Below are 26,299 nucleotides of genomic sequence, written 5' to 3'. Positions count from 1 at the left end.
AGTGCGCAAAGAAATACGGGGTTTCCTTCCAACTGCGCGAGAAAGCCGCGCATTCGACAGGAAACCCCGCATCTGGGTAAAACCGCTGGGGAAGAGAATCCTAGAAGTAGTAGGGGTAGCTTTCCCAGTCAGGATCGCGCTTCTCTAAGAAGGCATCGCGGCCCTCTACCGCCTCATCGGTCATGTAAGCCATGCGGGTTGCCTCACCGGCGAAGACCTGCTGCCCCACCATGCCGTCGTCGGGCAGGTTAAAGGCGAACTTGAGCATACGGATAGCCTGCGGTGACTGGCGGGCAATATGCGCCGCGTACTCCAGGCCCTTCTGCTCTAACTCAGCGTGCGGCACTACCTCGTTCACCGCACCCATTTCGTACATACGCTGGGCATCGTACTCCTTGGCCAGGAAGAAAATCTCGCGCGCAAACTTCTGGCCCACCTGCCGCGCCAATAGTGCCGAGCCGTAACCCGCATCAAAAGAGCCCACGGTTGCGTCGGTCTGCTTGAACTTACCGTACTCCTCGGAGGCAATGGTTAGGTCCGCGACCACGTGCAGGGAGTGTCCACCTCCTGCCGCCCAGCCGGAGACCAGGGCAATGACCACCTTGGGCATGGTACGAATCAGGCGCTGGACCTCCAGAATATGCAGGCGGCCCGCGCGGGCAGGGTCGATGGAGTCGCGAGTCTCGCCCTCGGCGTAGCGGTAGCCATCGCGGCCGCGAATACGCTGGTCCCCGCCGGAGCAGAAGGCCCAGCCGCCGTCCTTGGGTGAGGGGCCGTTGCCGGTCAAAAGTACGGTGCCCACGGTGGAGGTCATGCGGGCGTGATCCAGTACCCGGTAGAGCTCATCAACGGTGTGTGGGCGGAAGGCGTTGCGGACCTCGGGGCGGTCAAAGGCGATCCGTACGGTGGGAAGGTCCCGCACAATTTCGCCGGTGGTCTTGCGTTCTACCTGCCGGTGGTAGGTGATGTCTGTAAGGTCTTCAAAGCCCTCGACCAGTCGCCAGGAGTGGGGGTCAAAAATATCGGAAACTTGTGCGGGAAGTTGGTTAGTCATGCCACCAGTTTACCCAGGCAAGTACAGAAGCAGGCGCACGGTGGCAGGCAAGCTGGTTGGGGGCTGGAATACATTGCCCAGCGGGTGTGAGCGAGCCGGGCAAGAGGGGCGCTTGCCACTGCTGTACCTGCTGTTAGGAATGGACATAAAACCGCCCCGCTATCCTTGCCTTGGGGCAGATAGCGGGGCGGTCTTATCTCTTGGCTGAGGCGCTTGTTAGCGAGTAAGTTCCACGGCGCGGTCGAACTCTTGGTTGATTTCCTGGGCCTGAACGGAGTCACCCTTGTAGGTGGCTATCGAGATCAGGTAGGCCACGAGCAGGTTAATCAGGAAGCCGGGGACAATCTCATACATGTAACCGGAGAGGGTGTCGTTGTAACCCCAGATGAAGACGGTTGCTGTACCTGCCAGCATACCGGCAACCGCACCGGCGACAGTCAGCTTACGCCAGTAGAGGCAAAGCAGGACGATGGGGCCAAAGGCGGCACCGAAGCCGGCCCAGGCGAAGGACACCAGGGACAGGACCGACGAATCCGGGTTCCAGGCCAGGGCGGCGGCAATGAGAGCAACAGCTAAAACAGCACCGCGGCCCAGCCACAGCCCCTTGGAAGCGGAGAGCTCCTTGCCCTTGCTGGTGAGCTTGTAGAGGTCCTCGGCCAGCGCTGAGGAGCAGACAACTAGCTGGGAAGACAGGGTAGACATGATGGCAGCGAGAACGGCGGCCAAAACAAAACCTGCGAGCAGGGGGTGCAGGAGATACTGGGACATATCCAAAAAGACTGATTCAGCGTTTTTGGTGTCGGTTAGCTGAGCCTCAGGGTGACGGGCAAAGTAGGCGATACCGATCAGACCGGCGCTCATAGCACCGATAATTGTCGCTAGCATCCAGGAGATTCCGATACGGCGGCCGGCGCGGGCATCAGCTACGGTGCGCAGACCCATAAAGCGCACGATAATGTGGGGCTGACCGAAGTAGCCCAGGCCCCAGGCCATGGAGGAGAGAATACCCAGCAGACTGGTGCCTGCAAAGAGCGAAAGAGCCGTGGGATTGACGGACTCGATGGTGGTTTCTAGGCCCGAGAAGCCGCCCACATAGAAGAGCGCCATGATAGGTAGAACAATGAGCGCTACGAGCATGAGCAGACCCTGAACCATGTCGGTGTAGGTGGCACCCAGGAAGCCACCAAAGAGCGTGTAGAGCATGGTAATGCCTGCCACCAGCACCATGCCGGTGTGGTAGTTGCCCCCAAAGGTGGACTGGAAGAAAACACCACCGGCCACCATGCCAGAGGACACGTAGAAAGTGAAGAAGATCAGGATAACCACTGCAGAGAAGATGCGGATGGCCCCGTAGGGGTCGCGCAGACGGTTATGGAAGAAGCTGGGGACGGTCACGGAGTTCCGCGATACTTCGGTGTAGCTCCGCAGACGGGGAGCAACAAATTTCCAGTTGAGCCAGGCACCTATGGTCAGGCCGACTGCAATCCAGGCTTCTGCCAGGCCAGTGATGTAGAGCGCGCCGGGCAGTCCCATGAGTAGCCAGCCGGACATGTCTGAGGCTCCGGCTGAGAGGGCGGCGGCTGTTGGGGAGAGGGAGCGACCGCCGAGAACATAGTCATCGAGGTTGTTGTTTTTGGTTTTGGCCCAGATGCCGATGCCAATCATGGCGGCAAAGTAGATGGCCAGGGCCACCAACTGGTAGGTGGTGTTGCTCATGAGCTCCTCTTGGATGTTACGCGCTCCCATAGAGGCCAGCCATAGTTACGGCGGCGGTGGGGCACTGGTGTGGGTATGGTCAGGTGACAAGTACCCTTGTGAGGTTACTTGAAGCTAGGTCAAACCTAAGATTTTAGCCTGTGGGTTAGCTTACACCTTATAGGTCATTTTGACACTTTCTACTGGAGGTTCCCATGCTTTCGAATCTGTGATGACCAGCCTTGAGCTGGGCTTAGCAATTCCTCATTTTTCTACCCACCCTTAGGATGTGCTATGTCCGTTGACGGCGGCGCTAAGGGCGATCGCCAAGCGGTTGGTGCGCCATACAATGTAGGCCCCGGAGGCCGCCACCAGCAGAATCCCCAGGTAGGACCAGGGGGTGAGTATCTCACCGAGCAAGACAGTTCCTACTGCGGCTCCGACTACCGGGTCGATGGAGAAGAGGACGCCAATAACGGCGGCACTGGTTAGCTGGCCGGCGATATTATCGGCTGAGTAGGCCAGCGCCACACCTATAATGGCGGAGAGCGCCAGCTTGAACCAGGTGCCACTGTCGAGTTCTGGCACAGCGGGAAGCGAGAGGGGGAGCATGAGCATGGCAGATAAAGCTAGGGACAGAGCCGTGCCCTTGAGTCCGCTGGTGGCTGGTGACGCGGAACCCAACCGCGCCGAATAGAGAGTGTAGCCTGCCATGGCAGTTGCCGCTCCTAGCGCCCAGATGAAGCCCAGGGGGTGATAGCCACCTGCTAGCGTGGGACCGGCAATCAGGACTACACCGACTAGGGCGACCAGGGCAAAGACCCCGTCGCGGAGCCTCCTTACTCCTAGAAGAGCTACCGTGAAAGCACCTAGGTACTCAAAAGTGACAGCAACCCCTAAAGGGATGTAGTGCACAGCATTATAAAAGCAGACGCTCATGAGGCTTAGGACTAGAGCGTACACCAGTACCTGACAGGCGTCCTTTTTACCCAGGGCCAGGGGATTAGGGCGCACCAAGACCCAGAGAACAACCGCCGCAATGAGGGTACGGAGGGCCGCCACCCTGCTGGCCCCCAGGCTCTCAAAGAGAGGGGATACGATAGCTGCCGATATTTGGATTCCCAGCGAGCCGGTTAAAATCAGCAGGAAGGCAGCCGTACCCCGGTGTTCGGCGGGGATATGCTCATGCAGGCTTTTGGGGTTCTGAACTATTGGGTTACTCATAGGCTTTATAGGCAGCAGGTACTTTCCAGGAGGGGATCAACCACGATCCAGGGGGCCCGGCCAATCTTGTCCGGTGAAAAGACGCTGAGCATTTCAGCGGCGCTTTCAGGCAGATGCGGGGTGCTGGTATTACCGCCTGAAGCAGTGATCGGGGGGAGCGGGATAGAGCCCGAAATCATCCGTAGAATCTCAGCCTGGCTTACCCCAGCTGCCTGTAACTGGGCAAGGGTGACAGCGCCATCCCGCTTAGCTAGCCTCTTGCCTTGGGTGTTTAGGGCTAGTGGCACATGCGCGTAGGTGGGCACCCCAAGGCCTAGCAGGGTTGCCAGGTAGGCCTGTCGGGGCGCACTGGAGAGCAGATCATCGCCTCGCACCACCTGGGTCACACCCTGATAGTCGTCATCGACAACGCAGACCAGGTTATAAGCGTAGGTGCCGTCATTACGCACCAGCACGAAATCGTCTACAGCGTCGGTATAACTCCCCGCGAAGTAATCGGTGACGGTGAAAGAATCAGTGTGCGCTCGCAGACGAAGGGCGGCCGGTCGTTGGGCGCGACGGGCGGCGCGTTCGCTTTCAGTCAGCTTGCGGCAGGTGCCGGGGTAAGCGCCCGGTGCACCGTGAGGAGCTGAGGAAGCCTCTTGGATTTCGCGGCGGGTGCAGAAACACTCATAGACCAGACCTTCCGCTAGTAGCTTCTCCACAGCGGCCCGGTAGGCCGGTAGTCGTGTGCTCTGGTAGAGGGTCTTACCGTCCCAGTCAATGCCTAGGGCAGTGAGGTCGGCAAGCTGGCCTTCAGCAGCCCCTGCCTTAACCCGGTCGAGGTTTTCAACGCGCATGACAAACCTGCCCCCGGCTGAGCGAGCGAATAACCAGGCCAGGAGGGCCGTGCGGAGGTTCCCCAGGTGCAGGTCACCCGATGGTGAGGGCGCATAGCGACCGCAGGGAGGGAGGGTGTCGGGGTGTGTTTGAGGCATGCAACCAGTGTAGCTGGGACAGGGCCATCCTGCGCTTCTAGGGGGAAATAGGGGCTTCTTAGGGTCTCATGTCTCAGAATCGGGCATAAATCACTGTGGTGAATATGTGACAAAAGATTGCGCTGACATGGCTAGGTAGTTTCACGTAGGGGAGTGTGTCAAGAAATAAGCCCCTCAGAAGCTAATAAAGGGGGAGCGACCTTCAGAATTCAAGTACCTTAGAGAGTATGGCTAGAACTATTGAAATTGCCGATGGTATCTATCAGATCTCAACGGACAACTACCGGCTGAACTCGGGGCTCATTGTGGGAACCGAGAAAGCACTCGTGGTTGAAACCGGTGCAGGCCCACGTCAGGGCGCGGAGATTCTGCGAGCGGTGCGCCGGGTGACTGACCTCCCTCTGGTAGTCGTTAACACCCATGCCCACTTCGACCGTTTTATGGGCAATGCTGTGTTTAAAGCCGACGGTGTGGACGATTTCTGGGCTCACCCTCGAGCGGCCCGCGCTATTGAGGCCTATGGTGACCGCCAGCGTCTTTATGTTGAGGTCCTGGAGCCGGAGATGGCGCACGATCAGGGCCCCAACACCGAACTTGTGACTCCCAACCGTTTGCTCCCCGGTGACGGTAACCGCCCGGCTTTTACCCGTGTTGAGCTCGGTGAGCGCGCGGTAACTCTTATGTATCTGGGTCTTGCCCATACCGACGGTGACGTGCTGGTGGGTGTGGACGATGTCCTCTTCACCGGTGATCTGGTAGAGCAGGGCTCTGATCCTGCCTTTGACGATTCTTACCCTCAACACTGGGTGCGCACGCTGAGAACCCTTGCTGGTTTGGACCGTTACCGGATTTTTGTTCCGGGTCATGGTAATCCCGTGGAGAGTTCCTTTATTGAGCGTATGGCTAGCACTATGGAAGATGCTATCCAAAGCATCGCTGACTCTGCCCTGAAAAAGGTTAAGGGTGCTACTACAGCTTCTATGTACCAGCTACCGTACTCGGGGGGCTCCACCCGTATTTTGCTGGATCGTCTGCTCAAACTTGAGGCTTTTGAGGCTCAGGGTCAGGGTCTTTCTGAGGCTACCTTCCAGGAGAATGTCGCTAGTGGTCTGACCGGACCTATTACTCTGGGCCGGGGTTAGGCTTTTAGCCTCAGAGGCCGGCAGAACCTGCACAGAAATAGCTTGATAGACGGATGGCCGCCCAAAGGGCGGCCATCCGTCTTATTCAGGTATAGAAATTTTTAGTAGGCCCATACCCGCTTGTAGGCGCTACGTTGCTTATTCTGTGGGCGGAGCAGGGCAACCTGGATGCAGGTGGTAAAGGCTGCCACCGAAGCGATGAGGCAGAGCGCTGCCATAAAGGCTGAACCGGGAATCGGGTTGGTGTAGGTGACCCAATAGAGGGCGGCGGCGCAAAAACCAACAAAGAACCCTGAAATGGAGAGCAGCGGGACCAGGATGAGACCTGAACGCTGGGTGTTGCTCATATCGAGTTCTTCGGAGCGCATGAACCGCAGTATCACAAGGCCGAGGACTCCCCAGAGCCCGGTCAGGGTGATAGCTGTTATGACATCACCGGGGCGGTGCCAGCCGTTGATGACGGTTGAATAACCTGCTGCTACGGTGAAGCACATGCTCAGGAGGGCAACAGTGGGCCGGAACCGTTTAGGCGAGGCCAGGAAGAGCGCTAGACCGGAGGCTGCCGCAAAGGTTGTGTGACCTGACGGGGCAGAGTTAATGAGGGCTTCCTGGATGCCCAGGTCAGGTTTGACGATGATGTAATTTTTGAGCACTTGGCTTGAGAGGTTAGCGCCCAAGGCCATGCCCAGGCCTACGAGCGCCGGGAGGAAACGGTGCTTCCAGACCAGTACAAAGAGGATGCCAACGGCCGCAATAATTCCCGCTGCGGCCGGGATGGAGTCGAGCAGGCTGGATGTCTGGTCGGTGTAGGTCATGAACTGGTAGGAAAACTCCTGGAAGGAGACTTCATCGAGTTCTTGGCCAATGGATGTCCCGACGAAGAAGAAGAAAGCGGCAACCATGAGGAAGAAGAGGGTTCCGGCGGCAAAGAAGTGCTGGATGAGGGTCCAGAGGGAGGGCCTGGTCTGCCTGATATGTGACGGGGTGAGCATCTGGAGTCGGCCGGAGGGTGAGTTCTCGCCTGCATGTGCTTCGGCCGGCTGGCCGGGTACCCCCAGCATGTGGGGCGGTAGCGGCTGGGCCTGCTGGTAGGAGCGGGCGGGCGCAGTGTGAGCCGGGGCATAGATGGGCCGGGGCTGGCGCTGGGCAGTCAAGGGGGCTTGCTGCGCCGTCGGAGTTTGCTGGGCTACCGGGCGTTCTTGGGCGTTACTTGCTGCGCGAGCTGCGCGTTCCTGCCTGACCCGCTCAGCTGTCTGCATTGCTTTTGCTTTTGCAGTGGCTAAACCAGTTTTGGCGGCGTTTATTCCCTGTAAACCGCTTTCTTGCAGTTTGGTTTTGAGCTCATCGCGTTTGAGTGGCACGGTAGGGTCAGCCATGGTGGGGGCTGCTGGGCGGCTTGAGGGAAGAACAAGGGTCGCATCGGGATCGGGATCAAAGGTTCCGAGAGGGGCGGTAGGTGCACTATCTTGGGAGCTCTGGGGCGCTGTTTGCTGGGCGGATACCGGTAGCACGACTGTCGCGTCTGCATCCTCTACGGCGGTAGGGCCCTTATGGGGGGTGGGGGCGGAAAGAAGCATGGTGGGGTCTTGGCCCTCTGGCTGGGGCACCACACGGGTGGTTACGGTGGGAGTAGCCAGCACCTCGGTAGCATCGTCGGGGACGCCTGAGATAGCCCGGGTGTCTCGCTCTTTAAAACTCACAGTAAACCCCAACTACCTTTCTGCCGCCTGTTAGGTACCTTCACGAGCCTATCAAGCAAAATACACTGAAACGAGTCCAAATAAATAAATTCATTGAGTGCTCGAGCTTGAGCTCGCTATATCATTCTGCCAAACTCAGATGGGACTTTCCTGGGAGAAAGCCTAAGGTTTGGGTGGCAATCTAACCCTCAAAATTTTAGCAGTCCTGGGTTGGAGCATGGAGCCAATGCTCGGAGTAGATTAGAGCCTATGACAGCATCGCTACCGCTTACCTCCTTGACCCTGCCCCCGATCAATGAGATTTTAGCCAACACCAGGGTCCTTGCCCTTCCTATGAAGGTGAGGTTCCGGGGGCTTGAGGTCCGTGAGACCGCTCTGATTCAGGGGCCGGCGGGCTGGGGGGAGTTCGCTCCCTTCACGGAATACGAGCCTGCTGAGGCTGCCGCCTGGCTTGCCTCTGCACTTGAGGCTGCCTGGTTGCCCTACCCCGATGCCCGCCGAAATAGTATCCCTCTCAACGCTACGGTTCCTGCTGTTGATGCTCAGGCTGTTGAAAGTGTGCTGGCCCGCTATTGCGGGGAGGTTCGTGAGGTCAAAATTAAGGTGGCCGAAGCCGGCCTAGCCTTTGAAGAATCTCTAGCCCAAGACCTTAACCGGGTGAAAGCGGTTGGCCGGGTTCTGCCTCAGGCGCGCCTAAAAGTGGATGCAAACGGTGGGTGGACCGAGGCGCAGGCAGTTCACGCTCTCATGGAACTGGAGGATTATGACCTGCTGTACGCGGAGCAGCCAACGCCCGGCATCGAGAGTCTGGCCAGGGTGAGAGAAGAACTGCGACGGCGTGGAAATGGCGTGCGGATTGCCGCCGATGAGGCGGTCCGCAAAGCCGATGATCCGCTCACTGTAGCGCGACTAGGAGCTGCAGACCTGCTGGTCATTAAGGCCGCTCCTCTGGGTGGGGTTCGCCGTTCGCTGGAGATCGTGCGCCGGGCAGGCCTACCCGTTGTTGTCTCTTCGGCCCTGGAAAGTTCGGTAGGCATTCGTACTGGGGCGGCTCTGGCGGCGGCCCTGCCGGAGCTACCTTTTGGCTGCGGTTTGGGGACGGTGTCGCTGTTCAAGCAGGACGTTTCTGCTTTCCCCCTCGTGGCAGTGAACGGTAATCTTCCCTTACCTACTGTAGAACCCGATGCCGGTCTGCTCGATCAGCTTCTAGCACCACCGGATCGCCAGCGCTGGTGGCATGAACGTATTTTTGCCTGCTACCGACTTTTGGAAAGAGAGAGCCCAAGCTAAGTATTGGCACAAGTGAGTAAGATGGTGGGGTGACTTCCGCCCCAGCGCCCTCATTTATCACCGCAATCAGCGTGCTCGATACCCTGATCCGTTCAGGTATGCGGCATGTTCTTATCTGCCCAGGTTCTCGTTCTGCGCCTTTAGCCTATGCTGTGGGGGCGCTAGCCGATGCCGGAGTTCTTGAAGCCCATGTGCGAATCGATGAACGCTCAGCGGCCTTTACGGCCCTGGGCTTAGCGAAGGCCACCGGTCAACCTGTGGGACTAATAACCACCAGTGGTACTGCGGTAGGGGAGTGCCTACCCGCCCTCATGGAGGCCTACCATTCGGGCCTCCCCCTTGCTCTACTGTCGGCGGATCGACCCGCCCACCTCCAGGGCACAGGGGCCAACCAAACTACCCGACAAGCTGGGCTGGCGCCGGCCCATACGCGTGCCAGTCTCACCCTGGAAAACTATTCGGCTGACCCTGCTGATCCCCAAAGCGACGACCTTAATCGGGCGCTAGCGGCCTTGACCGGGCGGAGCGAAAGTAACTGGAATCTCCCAGCAGACCAACCCCGTGGGCCGGTGCAGATTAACCTGGCCTTTGATACTCCGCTCACCCCAGGCCCTACCGAGCAAGAGATGCTACGGCGTTGGGCGCACAGTCTCGGGCCGCTTGCACAGCAGGGAGTGCGGCTGCTCCCCGAAAACCCAGACCTTTCTGCCCTGAGCTGGCCCCGTTCAGCCCAACTGCCTGAATATAGTTACCCTACCGTTGTGATCGCCGGGGACGGGGCGGGGCCTCTGGCTCAAATTTTTGCTCAAAAATTGGGACTACCGCTTCTAGCCGAACCGTCCTCCCAGGCTAGGTTCTCGCCGGTTGCTGTACCCGCCTACCGCCAGCTACTAGCTGGAGAGCTGGCAGGTTCCATCGAGCGGGCTGTCATCTTTGGGCATCCCACACTCTCACGTCCTGTTGCCGCCCTGATGGCCAATTCAGGTCTTGAAAGAGCACTTTATGCCCCGGTTCCTGCACCCTGGCATGAGCCTGGAGCCCTTGATCTGCACCTGGTACCTACCCTCCAGGGTTTGGCAGAATTTGCTGGGCAAGCTCCCGCTGGCTGGTTAGAGGGCTGGTTAGAAAAGGGCAAAATACAGGAAGAAGAACTCCACCAGCGGGTAGCAGCTTACCGGGCAGGCACCTATAGAGGGGATTTAAGCGACTCGGCTGACCGCACAGCTGCTCTTTCTACGGCCCTTGATACCTGGGAGAAATGCCTTTCTGATGATGCCGTTCTGGTCTTAGGTTCCTCTAATCTGATTCGAGACCTAGACCTGATTGCTCCCTCTGCGGCTTCGAGCCCACTCGTTTTTGCTCAACGCGGGTTAGCGGGTATTGATGGCACTCTGGCAGTTGCTGCTGGTATTTCTTTGGGGCTGGGGCGGAAGGTGCGTGTGCTCTTGGGCGACCTGACCTTCCTGCACGATGTCGGCTCGCTTAACATTGGCCCCTTGGAACGTAAGCCCGATGTTGAGGTGCTGGTCTACGATGACCGGGGCGGCGGTATTTTCTCTACCCTGGAACATGGGACCCTTGCCGCAGATTCCCGCTACACTGCAACCGTTCAGCGGTTTTTTACGACTCCACACACCGCAAATCTGCAGGCGCTAGCCGGAGCCTGGGGAGATAACGGGTTTAGTCTACGGGTCGTTACCCCCTAGCCGCTCAGACAGCAGAGAAAAGCCGGGGTCCACACTGACTGGTGTGGACCCCGGCATTTGTTTCTACCGCTGGGTGAGCAGGAGCTTAGGCTTCGTGGGCCCAGGGGGCTAAAGTATCAGCCTGTTCATCATCGGTGCCCGACTGATCGGGGTGGCGTGACAGGTGAACCAGAGCGGTAGCTAGCCCGCCCCAGATGAGTGCGATAGCAACAATGAGCATGATGATTGCTGATGAGCTCATAATTATTTACCTCCCTGGGCGGTTACGTTCTTGACGGTAGCATCAACGTGGTCATGCACAACCTTGCCACCGGAGATCGGGGGAGCAGGGGGAGTGAGCGCCGCACGCGAGGTCTTTGACCAAGGCAACATCGACAGGATGACAGCTGCTACAAGAAGAGCAATGACCATGCCCCAGCCGAAGATGTTGAGCATCTGGTCAGGGTAGCCACCGTAGGGTTCCTTCATCAGACCCATAAAGGTGTTGATCAGTGAGTAGCCCAAGATGATGGGTGTGATAACTGCCAGCAGTAGCATCCACAGGCGACCCATCTTCCAGGAGGAACGCTCATTGAGGTGATTGCGCAGAATGGGCAGGCCGCGGAGCAGGTAGGCCACTACAATGATGGAGACCAGGCCTGCTGCCAGAATACCGAACTGATTGACAAAGTTATCGAGAATATCCAGAACGTAGAGGCCCGAGGTGGTTGCCATCAGCACCGTTGAAATAAGAGCGATAGGTGCAATCACAAACAGGGTGGAGCGGACACGGCCCAGATTGAACTTATCTTCAACGCCCGCAACAATAACCTCGATAATTGAAATCATGGAGGTAAAGCCTGCAAAGAGCAGGGAGCCGAAGAAGAGCACACCAATGAAGGTACCACCGGGGGCCTGAGAGATGATGGTAGGGAAGGCGATAAAAGCCAGGCCGATACCGGAGGTCGCCACCTCAGAGACTGAGGTTCCAGCTGCGGTTGCCATAAAACCAAGGGCTGCGAAAACGCCAATGCCTGCCAGGAGTTCGAAAGACGAGTTAGCAAAACCAACGACAGCACCGGTACCGGTCAGGTCGGTCTTGTTCTTGAGGTAGGAGGCGTAGGTAATCATGATGCCAAAGCCGATGGAGAGCGAGAAGAAGATCTGGCCGTAAGCTGCAACCCATACTTCGGGCTTGGTGAGGGCACCCCAATCCGGTGTGAAGAGAGCGTCCAGGCCGGTCATAGCGCCATTGAGGGTCAGTGAGTAGCCCACTAGCACGATAAACATAATAATCAGGACGGGGATAAAGAAGAGGTTAGCCAGACCGACACCTTTCTGCACGCCCAAGGACATAATGACTGCGAGCAGGACCCAAATCACCACAATGGGAATCAAGATCCCGGGTACGAAGTCAAAGGTGAGGCCGGCGGGGTCAGCTACCTGGAGGACCTCAGAGAAGAGGAAGGTCTGGGGGTCATCACCCCAGGCGTGATCAAAGGAGTAGAACAGGTAGCGGGCCGCCCATGCCAGAATCGCCGCGTAGTAGATAGCGATAATGAAGTTGATGCCCATGTGCCACCAGCCGATGAACTCAGTCTTGCGGTTCAGACGGCGGAAAGCCAGGGGGGAGGAGGCACGTGCCCGGTGGCCGATGACGTAGTCGAAGAAGAGGAAGGGTAGGCCTGCGGTCAGCAGAGCAACCAGGTAGGGGATCATGAAGGCACCGCCGCCGTTATCGTAGGCAACGTAGGGGAAGCGCCAGATGTTACCGAGGCCAACGGCGGAACCGATGGCGGCAAAGATAAAGACCTTACGGCTGGAGAAGCCTTCTCGTTTTTGAGGCGCTGAGGTCTTGGTCGTACTCATGTGAGTGTCCCTCGCTCATGGATAGAAACTAAAACTGCACCTGCTAGAGGCGCAACCGGTGGTGTGAACACTGGTGCCGGGGGTGGTGGCTGGTTCATGAGGAATCCGCTAAGAGGTGACGCGGTGGCCTCGGAGCGGGGTGGGCTCCTGGCAGAATCCTGTTAATCTTTCTTGTAGTATCTTCGAAGAGCGGACAAGTGCGCGAAAAAATCTCAGATAGTGGAAGTTTTCGGGCTATAAATTAAGCCCGGCCATGTATCTTAGCCGGGCTTATAAAATTTTGCCGTGACGCGGTATAGCTTCTAGGAGTCTCGGTGCACAACGGCGTGAGCAAAGGACTTGAGTGCTTCCTTAATAACCGTATCGGGTAGCGGCTCGATAGCGGCGATTGCATCATCGGCCCACCGGTAGGCAATATCCCAGGCTTCTTGGGTGACCGGGTGGGCTGAGAGCGCGGCTACGGCCTGGGCTAGAGCCTCGTCGCTGGTAAGGTCCCCCTCAATTAATTGCTGGATACGCTGGGCTTCTTGGTCACCTGCTAATGCTGCCCGTTCAAGCAGAATGGTGGGTAGGGTTGGTACACCTTCACGCAAATCGGTGCCCGGGGTTTTGCCCGATGACTTACCCGAGCTGGTTACGTCGATGACATCGTCGGCAAGCTGGAAGGCTACGCCTACCAGTTCACCGTAGCGGGCCAGCATCTGGATAAGGGACTCGGGGGAGTCTGAAAGGATGGTGCCGTAGGAACCTGCGGCGGCAATCAGGGAGCCGGTCTTGCCCTCAATGACCTTGATGTAGTGGTTGAGGATATCCTCATGTTTCTCGGGGCCGGTGGTTTCAAAGAGCTGGCCGAGCACGAGGCGCTCAAAGGTCTGAGCCTGAACAGCTAGGGCGCGCCCGCCCAGTTCGGAAACTATGAGCGAAGCGCGGGAGAAAATGAGGTCACCGGTCAGAATAGCTACCGAGTTACCCCAGATATTCTGGGCGGTGTCTACCCCGCGGCGTTTGGGGGCATCGTCCATGACATCGTCGTGGTAGAGGGTAGCCAGGTGCGTTAGTTCAACAACCACGGCCGCATCCAGTACCCGGTCGTTGATGCCGCCACCAGCTTCTGCTGCCAGAAGGGTCAGGAGGGGGCGAATCCGCTTGCCGCCGGCGGAGAGTAGGTGGCGGGAAGCAACATCTGCCAGGTGGTTTGTCTGATTTACCGAGCGTTCAAGCCGCTGCTCAATTTCGGTGAGAGCCTCAAGGATTTTGGGGCCCAGTTCAGCGTCCTGCGCGATGAGTTCAAAGCCTTTAGGCAGACTGAAATCAGCCTCTGGCATGAATGCTTCTGCGCTCACGGGGGAGCTGGTGGAGTCAGTCACGATGATTTTTCACACTTCTTGGGTCGTACACTATCGGCCGGGGGCCGTGCTCGGGCTGCTATTAGTCTACCTGGTCTAGGCTTGGGGCTTGTATGCACGGTGTAGAGCGACGATACCGCCGGTGAGGTTGCGGTAGCGAACATCCTGCCAACCGGCTTCGGCAAAGTGGCGGGCCAGTTCGTCCTGGTTGGGCCAGGCCAGAATTGACTCTGCTAGGTATTCGTAGCTTTCGGGGTTGGAGGATACCTTGCGCGCGATGGGCGGAATCAGTTTCATGATGTAGTTCCGGTAAAGGGTGCGGAAGGGGCCGAAGGTGGGGGTGGAGAATTCGTTGATGACGATTCGACCGCCGGGTTTGGTGACTCGGTAGAGTTCCCGCAGTGCCTTGGGGTAGTCGGCGACGTTGCGTAGACCGTAAGACATGGTGACGGCGTCAAACTCGTTATCAGTAAAGGGGAGGGCCGTGACATCAGCCTGCACGAATTCGATGTCGGGGCGGCGGCGCCTGCCTACGGCGAGCATGCCTTCGGAAAGGTCGGCGGCAATGACGGTTACGCCGGCATCGGCAAAAGGCTCAGATGAGGTGCCGGTACCTGCGGCTACGTCGAGGACTTTCTGGCCGGGGCGGGCATGGACAGCGGCCACGGTCTGCTTACGCCAGTAGAGGTGCTGCCCCAGTGACATAATGCCGTTCATGAGGTCGTAGCGTTCAGCCACCTGGTCGAACATGGAGGCGATATCGGTGGTCTTTTTGTTAAGGTCTGCTCGGTTCACCCTAGCTATTTTGTCACGTTTAGGGGCAAAAGCTCATATTGGTGAGCGATGAAACACCATTATGAATAATCATGCAGATGTTTGCATTTTTAATCATTCGGGGGCAGAATGAACTTCAACGCTAACGCACTTACACACCGTATGAATGAGGTAACCAACCATGAAGAAGGCGCCCTTGGCACTTGCCGCTACTGCCCTGCTCCTAACCGCCTGTGGCTCATCAGGTACTTCCGCCACAACTGAGTCCGGGGTATCCCTGATCTCTGAGGGTAAACTCACCGTCTGCACTAACCCTCCCTACGCCCCCTTCGAGTACGAAGAAAACGGCAAAATTGTTGGTCTTGACGCTGACATTGCCGCCGCTATCGCCTCAGACCTGGCTGTAGAAGCCGAAATGTACACCACCAGCTTCGAGGGGATCCAGTCAGGTGTTGCGCTCTCCTCCGGTCAGTGCGATATCGCGCTTTCCGGTATCACTGTGACCGATGAGCGCAAAACCGTCATGAACTTCACCTCCTCGTACGTCGATGACAATCTAGCAATCCTGGTGCCCGCCGATTCTTCTATCACCGGTGAAGCTGACCTGTCAGGCCGTAAGGTCGGCGTCCAGCAGGCCACTAGCGGTGAAAAGTACGCCAAGGACGCCGGCGCTGACACCGTCCAGTATGAGGACAACGGTCTGCTCCTTCAGGCCCTGCAGACCGGCCAGGTCGATGCCGTGGTCGGTAACATTACTGTTCTGTCTGAAATGCTGACCGCAGATAGCAGCCTCAAAGTAGCTCAGGAGATTGAGACCAACGAAAAGATTGCTGCCGCTGTCTCCACCGAAAACACTGCACTGCTGGACTCTGCCAATGCGACTCTGAAGAAGATGCAAGACGACGGCCGCCTAGCTGACTTGCGGGAAAAGTACCTGGGTCTTTCCCAGTAAGTAGCCGCTTTTGCGGTAGCTACCTTCTAAGAAACCGGGGGTGGGCTCAGAGGAGCCTGCCCCCAGCACGTAACCGAGGATGAGAACCATGGCACTGTCTACCCGGCAGAAACAGACCTATGCCCGCTACTCCCAGTATGCTCTTCTGGCAGTGATCGCCCTGATCATTGTTCTTGTTGCCGACTGGGCAACCCTGCGTGAGAAGGTCTTTAACCCTGAAATCATCGCCAAGCAGTTCCCCAACATCATCACTGTTGCCCTGAAGAACACCTTGATTTACACGGCTTTGGGTTTTGTGGTGGGTCTGTCAGGCGGTATTCTGCTTGCCCTCATGAAGATTTCTTCTATCGCACCCTACCGGTGGATTTCTTCGCTTTACATTGAGCTTTTCCGCGGCCTGCCCGCGCTTCTTGTCTTTATCGCCTTTGGCTACGGTATTCCGCTGGCCTTTGGGCTACGCCTGAACAACTATGTGACCGTGATGCTTGCCCTGGGTATGGTAGCTGCGGCCTACATCGGTGAAGTTCTGCGGGCCGGTCTTGAGGCTGTGCCCAAGGGCCAGTATGAGGCCGCACGATCACTGGGTATGAGCCATACCCGCGCCATGGTGACCGTTATTATTCCCCAGGCTTTCCGGATCGTTCTGCCCCCGCTGACCAACGAGATTATCTTGCTGACCAAGGACTCATCGCTGGTCTACCTACTCGGTATGTCTGTTGCCCAGTATGAGCTCACCAAATTTGGTCGCGAAGGAATTTCCGGCTCCGGTGCCGGGCTGACCCCGCTGGTTCTTGCCGGTGTCTGCTACCTGATTATCACTGTCCCGCTCGGTTTCCTTGCCCGCCACTTCGAGAAGCGTGCCCAGGCCCGCTCCCGCACGTAACCGCCACTACCGTTTCAAGGAATACAGCCATGACCGAAAATCCTGTACCTGCCTCAGTTAGCATTACCGACCTGCATAAATCCTACGGTGAGGTGGAAGTCCTCAAAGGCATCAATATGTCCGTAGCTCCCGGCCAAGTTGTCTGCCTGATTGGCCCCTCCGGCTCGGGCAAATCAACTCTTCTGCGGTGCGTCAACCTGCTGGAGACACCTAACAGCGGAACTATTGAGGTGGCAGGGCATGCGGTGACCCACCCCGACGTTGATGTCGATGCTATGCGCCGCTCTGTGGGCATGGTCTTCCAGCAGTTCAACCTCTTCCCGCACCTGACCGTACTCCAAAACTGTACGGTAGCGCAGATTAAGGTGCTCAAACGTTCCCAGGCCGAGGCCCAGAAAATTGCCATGGCTAACCTGCAGAAGGTGGGGCTGGCCGATAAGGCTCAGCGGCACCCTGATCAGCTTTCTGGCGGTCAGCAACAGCGCGTAGCTATCGCTCGTGCCCTCTCTATGAACCCCCAGCTCATGCTCTTTGATGAGCCCACCAGTGCTTTGGACCCCGAGACGGTAGGTGATGTTCTGGGTATCATGCGCCAGCTGGCTACCGAGGGCATGACCATGGTGGTCGTAACCCATGAGATGGCTTTTGCCCGTGATGTGGCTGACCGCGTGGTCTTCATGGACGGCGGTGTTGTGGTAGAGGAAGGCCCCGCTGAACAGGTCATCGGCAACCCCCAACAGGAGCGCACCCAGCTCTTCCTCTCACGTGTGCTGAACCCCACCCAGCAATCGTAGACGCTAGGTCCTTAACCGTGGTTTCTGGGCTCTCCACGAGTCGGCTATAAAGAAAACTGCGGCTACCCAAATCAGGCCAAAGCCTACCCACCTGCCAGCGGTGAGGGTCTCATGGGTAACAAAGAGAGCCAGCAGGAACTGCATGGTCGGGGTGAGGTACTGAATCATGCCGATCAGGGACAGCGGCACCCGCGAGGCCGCGCTCGCAAAGAGCAGGAGCGGCACCGCTGTGACTAGACCCGAGGCAGCCAGAATCCAAAAGTGAGCCTGACCCTCAGCAAACAGAGTAAGGTCACCTCGGCGGGCAAAGTGAGCAAGTAGGACAGCTGCCATGGGCGCAAGAACCAGGGTCTCTACGCTCAGCGACACGACGGCGGGGACAGCTCCAGCGTACTTTTTGAGCAGACCGTAGAGGCCAAAGCTGAAAGCCAGGCCCAGGCCCAACCAAGGGATTGAGCCGTAGAAGAAACACATGACAAGCACTGCTAAGGCAGCTACCGCGATACCGGCCCACTGGAGTGGGCGGAGTTTTTCACCCAGGAAGAGAACGCCGAGCGCTACCGAAACAATGGGGTTGATGTAGTAGCCCAGTGACGCTTCCATCACATTGTGGCTTGTTGTGGCGATAACGTAGAGCAGCCAATTACAGAAAATGAGTAGGCCTGCGGCCCCGAGCACAAGGAGCTTTCTGGGGCGCTTAAGTACTGCCATGAGTGATTGAACCTGACGGGTTGCCGGTATCAGGAAAGCACAGAAAAGCAGGGTGAAGAGCACCCGCTCAGCCACAATTTCGAGGGGGCTAGCCGGTACCGTTAGCAGGAAATAGAGGGGGAAGAGGCCCCAGATAAGATAGCAGAGGAAAGCTGCAAGAATACCCGAGTTTCTCTGGTTAGTAGGCACCTGTTTTTCTTTCTGTGCTGATTCAGTAGGTCCCTGCAAGTATAGGTCAGTGCTTTCTATGGGCGGGGGAGTTCTAGCTCCTTGGGCGAATGCTCACCATAGAAAAGGCGGTGGCCCCCACCTATAGGGGGAGCCACCGCCAGAGACAACCCCTAGAGCAGGGGTATCTTGGTCTTACAGACCGAAGAAGCGGCTAAAGAAGCCCTTCTTATCTTCCTTGGGCTGGGGCTTCTTAGAGGCCTCAGCGCGTTCGGCCTCAAGGTCAGGTGCTTGACCTGCCAAACGAATCTCCCGTGCATCACGGGTGTCTTCAGCTGACTCGTAACCCGTGGGGGCCTGCTGGGCTTCGTCAGGCTCTTCGGCGCTCTGCACAGGGGCGGCAGGCTGGTCCTGCACAATGTTCTCTTCAGCAATAGTGCTGGTGGTAACACGGCCCGGGCGTACATCTTCGGCAGGGTCCTGGTCATAGGGCTGGTCCGCATTGGGGTAGACACGGTCTGTGGTGATAGTACCTTCGACTTCATCTTCGAGGGCACTCTGTTCTGCCACGGGTTCCTGGGTAGGAGCTTCCGTAAAGGTCTGAGGCTCGGCTGCGGTAGCCTCTTCCTGCTCGGAACCTGCCTGCGCTTCAGCTTGCGCTTCTGCTTGTGCTGCTTCTTCAGCGGCTAGACGGGCGGCTTCTTCTCGTTGGGCCATTTGAGCTGCGGCCTCACGCGCGGCGAGGGTTTCAATACCCTGGCGTTCTGCTTCGAGCTGTTCACGCAGATCACGAGCTTGACTGGCAAGACGGGCTAGCTCATCGGCCCCGACCTGGGGCTCGGCTGCCTCAATGCCCGAAATCTTGCCCTTATCGAACCAAAGACGTAGCGCACCGTCTGCCGCAGTGATGACAGCGGTTGCTTCGGTGTCCCAGGCGATATGTGCGCCGCGGAGCTTGGCATAGGAGTCAACAGCGCGCAAGTGGTTAACAGCGGTGCCGGTCTGCAGGGCCTGAGCCATGACCTGACCCATGCGGTTAACGGTGGGGGCATCCAGGTCAAGCTGAGAGCCTTCGAGAAGGACCCATGCACGGACACCTGCCCCAGCTGTGATGGGGTAGTGGGCATAGATGCCGGTCAGTGCCTTGGTTGCGAGGGTGAGCTTGCGCGCTAGGCCGGAGTCCAGGGGGAGCTCGTCGGTGGTGAGTTCCGTAATGGTGTGCTGTGCCCCGCCTTCACGCGCCTGGATTGCTGCCGAAACAACGCGGTCAGGGAAGTGACCGAGTTCTTGCCAGGACCAAATCCAGGAACCGCGGTTCTCAGACTCAGTGCCCAACAGGTAAGGGGTGAGACGTACGGAAGCATCAGACTGGAGGGTGAATGACGGCGCAGAGAAATCCACCGTCCATTCTGCGTCGCCGCTGATCTCAGCGAGACGGGCCTGGTACTCGGTGGAGATGAAGATCGAATCATCAATCAGATCCTGCAGTGTTTTAGTCATGGGTTAAGGCTAGCAACTCTTGGGGTGCTCACGCACCTTTTATACCCGTGGGGACCTGTATTTTCTATCTTTTACCAGGTTCTACCCACTTGGTTCCTTCCCTCTTCCGTGAGCAAGAAAGACACAAATTCAGGGGGCGTGTGGCTAAAAATAAATATTACGGTTGCCACATGTTTTTTAGACAGGGTAGTCGCAAATAACTTGACCAAACACAAGGAACACGCATATCAAGCGCAAGAATTCTTGCTTTAATAGGTATTGATAGGTATTGATAGGTATTGGTAAGCCTCTTCCCATATGGCACCAACGGGTGTGGAGGTATTCGTCCCAAACAATTCAGGAATTTCATGTCGCACTATAGTCCCAGATACGCAGAGATTGAACGCCCCACCATGGTTCAAGATGCTCTTAACTCAATTGGGAGCTGGATGCTGGGGGTAGTGTCCGTAGAGCCCGGTTGGAATGAGCTGGTCCTAGATATTAAGCCACTCTCAGAGACCGTCTTTGTGAGAATCACTGAATCTCGCGATGAAGACGATTACCTGGGAAGCGTGGGCCCGCTTAAATCTGATAGCCCAATCCTTAAGGCTATTGAACAGCTACAGCATGCTTGCTATGCAGAGGATGAGGGAACCTGGTTCACTGCTTCTGTGGTCATCACCGCAAGCGACTGGCCCGAGCCAAAATACCAGATTGGTGCGTCCTATGACCGCCTTCAGGAGCCTGTTGACTGGAAGGGCGAGGGGGGCCTGACCGGTCGCGATATCCGCACTCATTTTGAAACCTTCCCACGTGCGGATGAGCATATCCCGGACTGGGCCGCCACACGCCTGGCAGGTCGTCGCGCTCCTGGTTTTACGGATGATACGGCCAAGGCGCAGCCTGCAAAGACCGCCAACACCTACCTGGTGGAGGCCCTTGAGGCCTTTTCCCAGGACCGGAGTGACCAGGCCCTTGCCAATGTTGTGCGTTCTGCCCAGGGCGGTAACCTGGTCATGGATATCTCCCAGAGCGTCGATAACTCCGAAGGCCAGCTCCAGACCAGCTATCAGGTTCTCCGCCTGTCGAATGGCATGCGTGCGCTCACAGCTTATTCCTCGGAGGAACGGGCCTGCGAATATTCCGTGGATGTCCTCGGTCTAGATATACCGCGTTTGACTACCGAGCACGCTATGAAAGTGTTTTTACAGGTAGCCCACGATGCCTCAATTGACGTCCTGGTACTTGACCCCGGTAGTAGACACGAGTGTTTCATAGAAAAATCTCAGATTCAGTGGGTCGTCGGTTCGCCCCACAATATGCCAGTACAGCGGGCGCTTATGGAGGGGAACATGCACGACCTGCTCCTTGCCCTGGTTGCTCCGGCTTCCACGCTCCTGATGGGTGTCCGTGCCGATGATCCAGCATGTCGCCCAGTCATCCTCAAAAATGAGGATTCAGAGGACCAGTCTGTTGCACTGGTTTTTACCACTGTTGCAGAGATTGCTGCGCTTGATCCCTCCTTGCAGGTGCGAAGCGCCCCGGCCCTTGACATGCTCAAATTATTGGCTGGTGGTGCTAGTACAGCTGTGCGCATTAACGCCCTTGCTCCGCACGCTACCTTGCCTATGACTCAAATTTGCGAGCTTATTTCAGTAGTAGAATCGCAGTAAACCAAACTAGTCATACACACCAGGAGTATCTCCAATGACCGGTGCACTGCGCCAAATTGGCCACACCGTAGCCAACCATGCTCGCGCAGCCATTGCACTGTGGCTGGTGCTCTTCGTGATCGCTGGAGCTGGTGCCCTGACTCTAGCTCGGGGTGCAACAGCCAGCTATACCATGCCCGGAGCATCCTTCGATGCTGTCCGTGCGGACCTTCAGACTAAGCTCCCAGATAACGGTGTCTCTAGTGGTTACGTTGTGCTTGAGTCAGCTGGCGGTTTCACCGATGAGCAGAAGCAGGCCATCGCACAGGCGGTCGATACTTCCCACCAGGTTGAGGACGTTGCAGGTTCCGTTAATCCCTTTGAGGCGGCAGACGCTATCGCCCAGGCAACTACTACCCTTGAAAACTCAAAAGCTCAGCTAGATCAGCTTCAGGCTCAGATTAGCCAAGGCCAGGCTAAGGTCGATCAAGCTCGGGTCGCTCTACCTATAGATATCAGCCAGGAAGAGCTCAAAGAGCTTGCCCCAGACCTCCTTGCACAGGAAGAAAGCCTGAAACAGGCCCGTATCACCTTAAGGGCCAACAAACTTAAAGTAGATACCGGTCAGCGTGAACTTGATGCCATGGCCGAGGCCAACCTTGTCAGCCAAGACGGAACCGTAGCAATTGTCAGTGTTGCCTTTAACAAGGACACTAACTCGTTGACTCCGGAAGTCCGTCAGAAGGTTTTTGAAACATTCAAGGCGCTTGAAGACAAGGGCATTACTGTCAACTACAGCTACGAGCTTGACCAGGACGTTTCTAAAGTTTTTGGTGCCTCTGAAGCGATTGGTCTAGCGGTTGCATTCGTTGTTCTGCTGATTACTCTCGGTACAGTTGTGGCAGCCGGTCTGCCTCTTGTTCTGGCACTTATCGGGGCGGGTACCGCAGTTGCCCTGGTCTACACCAGTACCGCTTTTATCGGCATGACCGCTACCGACCCGGTTCTAGCTTTGATGCTGGGGCTAGGGATTGGCATTGACTATGCTCTGCTGATTCTTCATCGTTTCCGTGAAGAACTTATGGACGGAGTCGATGTTCGGGAGGCTGTTGCAATAGCTAATTCAACGGCAGGTCATTCTGTCCTCTTTGCGGGTATGACCAATATTGTTGCACTCTCTGCTCTCTTTTTGACCGGTCTACCATTCTTGGCTGTCATGGGCTTTGCGGGTGCTTTCTCTGTTGCGCTGGTTGTTGCTTCGTCCTTGACTCTGGTTCCTGCGGTTCTTTCTCTCTTGGGCACCAAGGTTTTGACCAAGAAGCAGCAGGAAGAGCGCCGCAAGGACCTGCACCGGATCTCAGACAAAACTCACAAGCCACGTAACCGCCGTGAAGCATTCGCTGAAATTGAGGCTGCCTATAAGGGGTGGGGTGGTTTTGTAACCCGCCATCCTATTACCATGACACTGGTATCAGTTGCGATTTTGATTCTTGCCATTATCCCGACCAGTTCACTTCGACTTGGTCTGCCCGACGGTTCCTACCAGGCTAGCGACTCAACTTCCTACCGCGCCTACCAGACCATTAGTGACAAGTTCGGTGAGGGTTTTAACGGGCCTATCCTTGCCGGTGTCACCCTTTCCGTTCCGGGTGACCAGGAACACCTGCGCCTAGTTGCCTTGAACGTTGCCGGCAAGCTTAATAACAAGGACATCGAAAGTGTCGCTATCGTAGGGATGAGCGAAGACAACGCCACCGCAGTTTTGGCATTCTTCCCCAAGGAAGGCCCCTCAGCCAAGAGCACCCAGGATGCTGTGCACGCAATGCTCGATAAGGTTGAGCCTACGGAGAAAGCCACGGCAACCAGTATCGGCTTAACCGGGCAGACTGTAGCTAACATCGAGATTTCTGAGCAGATTTCTACTTCAATTCCACTCTATCTCTCTGTCGTTATTCTGCTCTGTCTGATCTTGATGGCCCTTGTCTTCCGGTCAATTATTGTTCCTGTCATGGCAACCATCGGATTCTTGCTCTCAACCCTGGCCTCCTTTGGCGCTGTCGTTGCCGTCTACCAGTGGGGCTGGATGGGTGACCTCTTTGGGGTAACCCAACCGGGTCCGATTTTGGCTTTCCTGCCCATCCTGCTCATCGGTATTCTGTTTGGTCTCTCCGTGGACTACCAAATCTTCATTGTCTCCGGCATGCGTGATGCTTACCGTAAGGGCCATACTGCTCTGGATGCTGTCGCCATCGGCTACAAGCAGGGTGGCGGGGTTGTGACTGCCTGCGGTGTCATTATGGTCGCGGTTTTCGCCAGTTTCGTCTTCTCACACCTGACAGCTGTGCGGCCTATCGGTTTTGCCTTGGCCCTGGGCGTTGCTATGGATGCTTTCTTGATTCGGACCACCTTTATTCCTGCAACCATGTACCTGCTGGGGGATGTCGCCTGGTGGTGGCCTTTCGAGAAGAACCGCAAGACCGAGGACGCGCCCAAGCACATCGCCTAAGTGCGGCTTCAGCGCTAAAGCTTAGGTACTTTCAAACATGAAAACCGCCCTGCGGTATCCAAGAGGACACCGCAGGGCGGTTTTTTATGGGGTAGCTACCTGGCTAAGCAAGGTAGCTACCTGGCAGGCTACTTACCTGCTACTGCTTGGCGTACACGAGCACCGAGTTCTTCATGGACAGAGTCCCAGTACTTGAATGCACGTTCACGGATTTCATCTGACTTCACAGCACCAACGTGGCCCGCGATGTTGGAGACCAGACGTTCCTGAGCGGCCTCGTCCATAACATCGGTGTACAGGGTACGAGCCTGGCCGAAGTCGTCGTCTTCTGCGTGCAGGGTGGCAGCGGCGTGAACCAGCGCGCCATCGGCTTCCCAGGAGCCCTCACCGGCGCGTGCAGGATCAGCGTGGGGGCCACCCAGGCTGTTGGGCGCGTAGACCGGGGTATCTGCAGTCTTGAAGGAGTAGCGCATAGCGCCGTCCTGGCTGTAGTTGTTTACTTCTGCATTCCGAGCGTAGTTAACCGGAAGGTCCGCGAAGTTGGTGCCTACGCGGTAGCGGTGTGCATCGGGGTAGGAGAAGATACGACCCAGGAGCATCTTGTCGGGAGAGGGACCGATACCGGGAACAAAGTTGGAGGGTGAGAAGGCAGCCTGCTCAACCTGGGCAAAGAAGTTCTCGGGGTTCTTGTTCAGAGTCATCTTGCCGACCTTGATCAGGGGGTAGTCGGCATGCGGCCATACCTTGGTCAGGTCGAAGGGGTTAAAGCGGTAGGTCTTTGCATCTTCGTAGGGCATGACCTGGACGTAAAGGGTCCATGAGGGGAACTCGCCACGTGCGATAGCGTCGTGTAGGTCCTGACGGTGGTAATCAGCGTTCTCGCCTGCAATGCGGTTTGCTTCTTCCTGGGTGAGGAAGTCGTTGCCCTGGTCAGTCTTGAAGTGGTACTTGACCCAGAAACGCTCGCCTTCGGCATTGATCCACTGGTAGGTGTGTGAGCCGAAGCCATCCATGTGGCGCAGGGTGGCGGGGATGCCGCGGTCACCCATCAGCCAGGTGACCTGGTGAGCTGATTCGGTGCGCAGGCTCCAGAAGTCCCACTGCATGTCGTTGTCACGCAGGCCGCTGCCGGGCATACGCTTCTGTGAGTGAATGAAGTCGGGGAACTTGATGGCATCACGAATGAAGAAGACCGGGGTGTTGTTACCTACGAGGTCGTAGTTACCCTCGGTGGTGTAGAACTTGATGGCGAAGCCGCGGGGGTCACGCCAGGTGTCAGGTGACCCCTGTTCACCGGCAACGGTTGAGAAGCGGATAGCCATTTCGGTAGAAACACCGGGCTGGAAGAGCGCTGCGCGGGTGTACTGTGAGACATCCTCGGTGGTTTCGAATACACCGAAGGCACCGGTGCCCTTAGCGTGAACGACACGCTCGGGTACGCGTTCGCGGTTGAACTGAGCGAGCTTTTCAACGGTGTAGGCATCGTGCAGGACGATGGGACCATCGTTGCCTACAGTCAGTGAATCGTTGTCTGATGCAACGGGTGCACCTTGAGCGGTGGTGGTAAATGAACCGGGCTTAATCGGATTGTTCATTTCTCCTACTTTCCTGTGTGGGGTTATGCTCTGGAGCTCTTCACCGTGAGAGGTGAGGGAAACGACCGGAGCTGTGAGCGCTAGCTAACGGTGAGTTCTTGTGCAGCCTGTTGCTGAGCGAGCGCTACATCTTTTTCTTCTGGCTTCTGGCAGTCGGTGCAAATGCCTCGGTAGAGAACGTCTGCGCTGAGCAGGGCCATGCCGTGAAAATCGCTGGGGGTCAGGCAGGGGGCCTCACCAACCGCGCAGTCTACATCCTCCACTTTTCCGCAGCGGATGCAGTAGGCATGGTGGTGATTATCTCCGGTACGGGTTTCGTAGAGCCCTGCTGACCCTGGAGGCTCAAATTTACGGAGCATTTTGATGTCAGTTAGATCAGCTAGGACCACGTAGACCGACTGGACTGTGATACCGGCTAGCTCTTGGCGCACTGCTGTAACAATTGCATCGGCTGTCGAGTGCGGGTTTTCGTGAACTGCGCTCAGAACAGCGAGTCGTTGCTTTGTGACGCGACGCCCCTTGGCCCTGAGCTGAGCTGACCAGGTTTCCCTGTGGGAGCTAGCTGGTGCTTTCGGGGCTTCTGGCATGTGCTGGCAGCCTGCGGTGGCAGGCATGCTCCTTGTTGACATCATGTCACCATCCTACCCTTATTATGAATCTTTCACAATAGAGTCTGACTGTGTGGTAGATCAGATCTACCTCTTCCCGGCGGGGGGTGTTGCTTGAAAGGCTTTGTTGCTAGGCCTCTTGGCGAATATGCTCTGGAATCGTTCTGGCGAGAAAAGTTATTGAAGAAAGTTTTG

Annotated in this window: 21 protein-coding genes; 8 read left to right on the top strand and 13 right to left on the bottom strand. The window is 57.0% G+C overall.

The annotated features are described in order from the left end of the window. Positions 1–100 precede the first annotated feature (100 nt). The 4 genes from ACN08Y_RS01150 to gluQRS all read right to left on the bottom strand — a co-directional run bounded on the left by ACN08Y_RS01150 (position 101) and on the right by gluQRS (position 4,950). Positions 101–1,054 (bottom strand): 1,4-dihydroxy-2-naphthoyl-CoA synthase, encoded by a 954-nt coding sequence (locus tag ACN08Y_RS01150; protein ID WP_419111607.1) that lies wholly within the window; start codon positions 1,052–1,054, stop codon positions 101–103. Between the two features lie 216 nt (positions 1,055–1,270). Then, positions 1,271–2,770, bottom strand: a complete 1,500-nt coding sequence (putP, locus tag ACN08Y_RS01145; protein WP_419099211.1) for a sodium/proline symporter PutP — start codon at positions 2,768–2,770, stop codon at positions 1,271–1,273. A 261-nt stretch (positions 2,771–3,031) separates the two neighbouring features. Further along, on the bottom strand, positions 3,032–3,973 hold the full coding sequence (locus ACN08Y_RS01140) for an EamA family transporter (protein ID WP_419111606.1): 942 nt from the start codon (positions 3,971–3,973) through the stop codon (positions 3,032–3,034). A gap of 5 nt (positions 3,974–3,978) precedes the next feature. Then, positions 3,979–4,950: a tRNA glutamyl-Q(34) synthetase GluQRS gene (gene gluQRS / locus ACN08Y_RS01135; RefSeq protein ID WP_419111605.1), complete on the bottom strand. Its 972-nt coding sequence runs from the start codon at positions 4,948–4,950 to the stop codon at positions 3,979–3,981. 227 nt (positions 4,951–5,177) lie between these two features. Here gluQRS and ACN08Y_RS01130 point away from each other — a divergent pair, with 227 nt between their 5' ends. Further along, entirely contained in the window at positions 5,178–6,092 is a 915-nt protein-coding gene (locus ACN08Y_RS01130) for an MBL fold metallo-hydrolase (protein WP_419099214.1), read from the top strand. 101 nt (positions 6,093–6,193) lie between these two features. On the opposite strand, the gene ACN08Y_RS01125 is transcribed toward ACN08Y_RS01130, so the two are convergent. Beyond that, positions 6,194–7,792 carry a phosphatase PAP2 family protein gene (locus ACN08Y_RS01125; protein WP_419111604.1) on the bottom strand — a complete coding sequence of 533 codons (1,599 nt, stop codon included), beginning with the start codon at positions 7,790–7,792 and terminating at the stop codon, positions 6,194–6,196. 249 nt (positions 7,793–8,041) lie between these two features. Between ACN08Y_RS01125 and ACN08Y_RS01120 the strand changes: the two genes are divergently transcribed. Together ACN08Y_RS01120 and menD are read left to right on the top strand one after the other, a co-directional pair. Continuing rightward, positions 8,042–9,082 carry an o-succinylbenzoate synthase gene (locus ACN08Y_RS01120; protein ID WP_419104812.1) on the top strand — a complete coding sequence of 347 codons (1,041 nt, stop codon included), beginning with the start codon at positions 8,042–8,044 and terminating at the stop codon, positions 9,080–9,082. A gap of 29 nt (positions 9,083–9,111) precedes the next feature. Further along, positions 9,112–10,788, top strand: coding sequence for a 2-succinyl-5-enolpyruvyl-6-hydroxy-3-cyclohexene-1-carboxylic-acid synthase (gene menD, locus ACN08Y_RS01115; protein WP_419111603.1), 1,677 nt, complete (start codon positions 9,112–9,114; stop codon positions 10,786–10,788). Positions 10,789–10,873: 85 nt separating this feature from the next. Here menD and ACN08Y_RS01110 read toward each other — a convergent pair whose 3' ends face one another. The 4 genes from ACN08Y_RS01110 to ACN08Y_RS01095 all read right to left on the bottom strand — a co-directional run bounded on the left by ACN08Y_RS01110 (position 10,874) and on the right by ACN08Y_RS01095 (position 14,777). Continuing rightward, complete coding sequence (locus ACN08Y_RS01110; RefSeq protein ID WP_419099218.1) at positions 10,874–11,029, bottom strand: methionine/alanine import family NSS transporter small subunit; 156 nt, start codon at positions 11,027–11,029, stop codon at positions 10,874–10,876. 2 nt (positions 11,030–11,031) lie between these two features. Beyond that, a complete protein-coding gene (locus ACN08Y_RS01105) occupies positions 11,032–12,636 on the bottom strand; it encodes a sodium-dependent transporter (protein WP_419111602.1) in 1,605 nt (534 codons plus the stop codon). Positions 12,637–12,938: 302 nt separating this feature from the next. Next, positions 12,939–13,961, bottom strand: a complete 1,023-nt coding sequence (locus ACN08Y_RS01100; RefSeq protein ID WP_419099448.1) for a polyprenyl synthetase family protein — start codon at positions 13,959–13,961, stop codon at positions 12,939–12,941. A gap of 117 nt (positions 13,962–14,078) precedes the next feature. Further along, entirely contained in the window at positions 14,079–14,777 is a 699-nt protein-coding gene (locus ACN08Y_RS01095) for a demethylmenaquinone methyltransferase (protein ID WP_419111601.1), read from the bottom strand. A gap of 160 nt (positions 14,778–14,937) precedes the next feature. Here ACN08Y_RS01095 and ACN08Y_RS01090 point away from each other — a divergent pair, with 160 nt between their 5' ends. From ACN08Y_RS01090 to ACN08Y_RS01080, 3 genes are all read left to right on the top strand, one after another. Beyond that, on the top strand, positions 14,938–15,708 hold the full coding sequence (locus tag ACN08Y_RS01090; RefSeq protein WP_419099220.1) for an ABC transporter substrate-binding protein: 771 nt from the start codon (positions 14,938–14,940) through the stop codon (positions 15,706–15,708). Between the two features lie 88 nt (positions 15,709–15,796). Continuing rightward, positions 15,797–16,591, top strand: coding sequence for an amino acid ABC transporter permease (locus tag ACN08Y_RS01085; RefSeq protein WP_419104815.1), 795 nt, complete (start codon positions 15,797–15,799; stop codon positions 16,589–16,591). Between the two features lie 29 nt (positions 16,592–16,620). Beyond that, the gene (locus ACN08Y_RS01080; RefSeq protein WP_419111600.1) at positions 16,621–17,385 is read left to right on the top strand and encodes an amino acid ABC transporter ATP-binding protein; all 765 of its coding nucleotides are present in this window, start codon (positions 16,621–16,623) and stop codon (positions 17,383–17,385) included. Positions 17,386–17,388: 3 nt separating this feature from the next. Here ACN08Y_RS01080 and rarD read toward each other — a convergent pair whose 3' ends face one another. Together rarD and ACN08Y_RS01070 are read right to left on the bottom strand one after the other, a co-directional pair. Continuing rightward, the gene (gene rarD / locus ACN08Y_RS01075; protein WP_419104817.1) at positions 17,389–18,285 is read right to left on the bottom strand and encodes an EamA family transporter RarD; all 897 of its coding nucleotides are present in this window, start codon (positions 18,283–18,285) and stop codon (positions 17,389–17,391) included. 174 nt (positions 18,286–18,459) lie between these two features. Then, positions 18,460–19,764, bottom strand: coding sequence for a DUF6882 domain-containing protein (locus ACN08Y_RS01070; protein ID WP_419111599.1), 1,305 nt, complete (start codon positions 19,762–19,764; stop codon positions 18,460–18,462). A gap of 347 nt (positions 19,765–20,111) precedes the next feature. Here ACN08Y_RS01070 and ACN08Y_RS01065 point away from each other — a divergent pair, with 347 nt between their 5' ends. Together ACN08Y_RS01065 and ACN08Y_RS01060 are read left to right on the top strand one after the other, a co-directional pair. Further along, positions 20,112–21,416, top strand: coding sequence for an SseB family protein (locus tag ACN08Y_RS01065; RefSeq protein ID WP_419111598.1), 1,305 nt, complete (start codon positions 20,112–20,114; stop codon positions 21,414–21,416). A 34-nt stretch (positions 21,417–21,450) separates the two neighbouring features. Further along, the gene (locus ACN08Y_RS01060; RefSeq protein WP_419111597.1) at positions 21,451–23,901 is read left to right on the top strand and encodes an MMPL family transporter; all 2,451 of its coding nucleotides are present in this window, start codon (positions 21,451–21,453) and stop codon (positions 23,899–23,901) included. A gap of 128 nt (positions 23,902–24,029) precedes the next feature. On the opposite strand, the gene ACN08Y_RS01055 is transcribed toward ACN08Y_RS01060, so the two are convergent. Further along, entirely contained in the window at positions 24,030–25,496 is a 1,467-nt protein-coding gene (locus tag ACN08Y_RS01055) for a catalase (RefSeq protein WP_419099227.1), read from the bottom strand. A gap of 80 nt (positions 25,497–25,576) precedes the next feature. Beyond that, a complete protein-coding gene (locus ACN08Y_RS01050; protein ID WP_419104821.1) occupies positions 25,577–26,110 on the bottom strand; it encodes a Fur family transcriptional regulator in 534 nt (177 codons plus the stop codon). Positions 26,111–26,299 lie beyond the last annotated feature (189 nt).

Source organism: Rothia sp. P5764, from assembly GCF_048512965.1.
Classification (GTDB): Bacteria; Actinomycetota; Actinomycetes; order Actinomycetales; family Micrococcaceae; genus Rothia.
The sequence above is the reverse complement of the archived record's forward strand: the minus strand, read 5'-3'. Positions and strand labels throughout refer to the sequence as shown.

Bases quoted from the DNA above. Each gene is read 5' to 3' on its own strand.
- ACN08Y_RS01140 (WP_419111606.1), bottom strand. From the start codon at position 3,973: ATGAGTAACCCAATAGTTCAGAACCCCAAAAGCCTGCATGAGCATATC.
- ACN08Y_RS01065 (WP_419111598.1), top strand. From the start codon at position 20,112: ATGTCGCACTATAGTCCCAGATACGCAGAGATTGAACGCCCCACCATG.
- ACN08Y_RS01105 (WP_419111602.1), bottom strand. From the start codon at position 12,636: ATGAGTACGACCAAGACCTCAGCGCCTCAAAAACGAGAAGGCTTCTCC.
- gluQRS (WP_419111605.1), bottom strand. From the start codon at position 4,950: ATGCCTCAAACACACCCCGACACCCTCCCTCCCTGCGGTCGCTATGCG.
- ACN08Y_RS01090 (WP_419099220.1), top strand. From the start codon at position 14,938: ATGAAGAAGGCGCCCTTGGCACTTGCCGCTACTGCCCTGCTCCTAACC.
- ACN08Y_RS01055 (WP_419099227.1), bottom strand. From the start codon at position 25,496: ATGAACAATCCGATTAAGCCCGGTTCATTTACCACCACCGCTCAAGGT.
- putP (WP_419099211.1), bottom strand. From the start codon at position 2,770: ATGAGCAACACCACCTACCAGTTGGTGGCCCTGGCCATCTACTTTGCC.
- ACN08Y_RS01060 (WP_419111597.1), top strand. From the start codon at position 21,451: ATGACCGGTGCACTGCGCCAAATTGGCCACACCGTAGCCAACCATGCT.
- ACN08Y_RS01070 (WP_419111599.1), bottom strand. From the start codon at position 19,764: ATGACTAAAACACTGCAGGATCTGATTGATGATTCGATCTTCATCTCC.
- ACN08Y_RS01130 (WP_419099214.1), top strand. From the start codon at position 5,178: ATGGCTAGAACTATTGAAATTGCCGATGGTATCTATCAGATCTCAACG.
- ACN08Y_RS01110 (WP_419099218.1), bottom strand. From the start codon at position 11,029: ATGAGCTCATCAGCAATCATCATGCTCATTGTTGCTATCGCACTCATC.
- ACN08Y_RS01150 (WP_419111607.1), bottom strand. From the start codon at position 1,054: ATGACTAACCAACTTCCCGCACAAGTTTCCGATATTTTTGACCCCCAC.
- ACN08Y_RS01050 (WP_419104821.1), bottom strand. From the start codon at position 26,110: ATGCCTGCCACCGCAGGCTGCCAGCACATGCCAGAAGCCCCGAAAGCA.
- ACN08Y_RS01085 (WP_419104815.1), top strand. From the start codon at position 15,797: ATGGCACTGTCTACCCGGCAGAAACAGACCTATGCCCGCTACTCCCAG.
- ACN08Y_RS01120 (WP_419104812.1), top strand. From the start codon at position 8,042: ATGACAGCATCGCTACCGCTTACCTCCTTGACCCTGCCCCCGATCAAT.
- ACN08Y_RS01100 (WP_419099448.1), bottom strand. From the start codon at position 13,961: ATGCCAGAGGCTGATTTCAGTCTGCCTAAAGGCTTTGAACTCATCGCG.
- ACN08Y_RS01080 (WP_419111600.1), top strand. From the start codon at position 16,621: ATGACCGAAAATCCTGTACCTGCCTCAGTTAGCATTACCGACCTGCAT.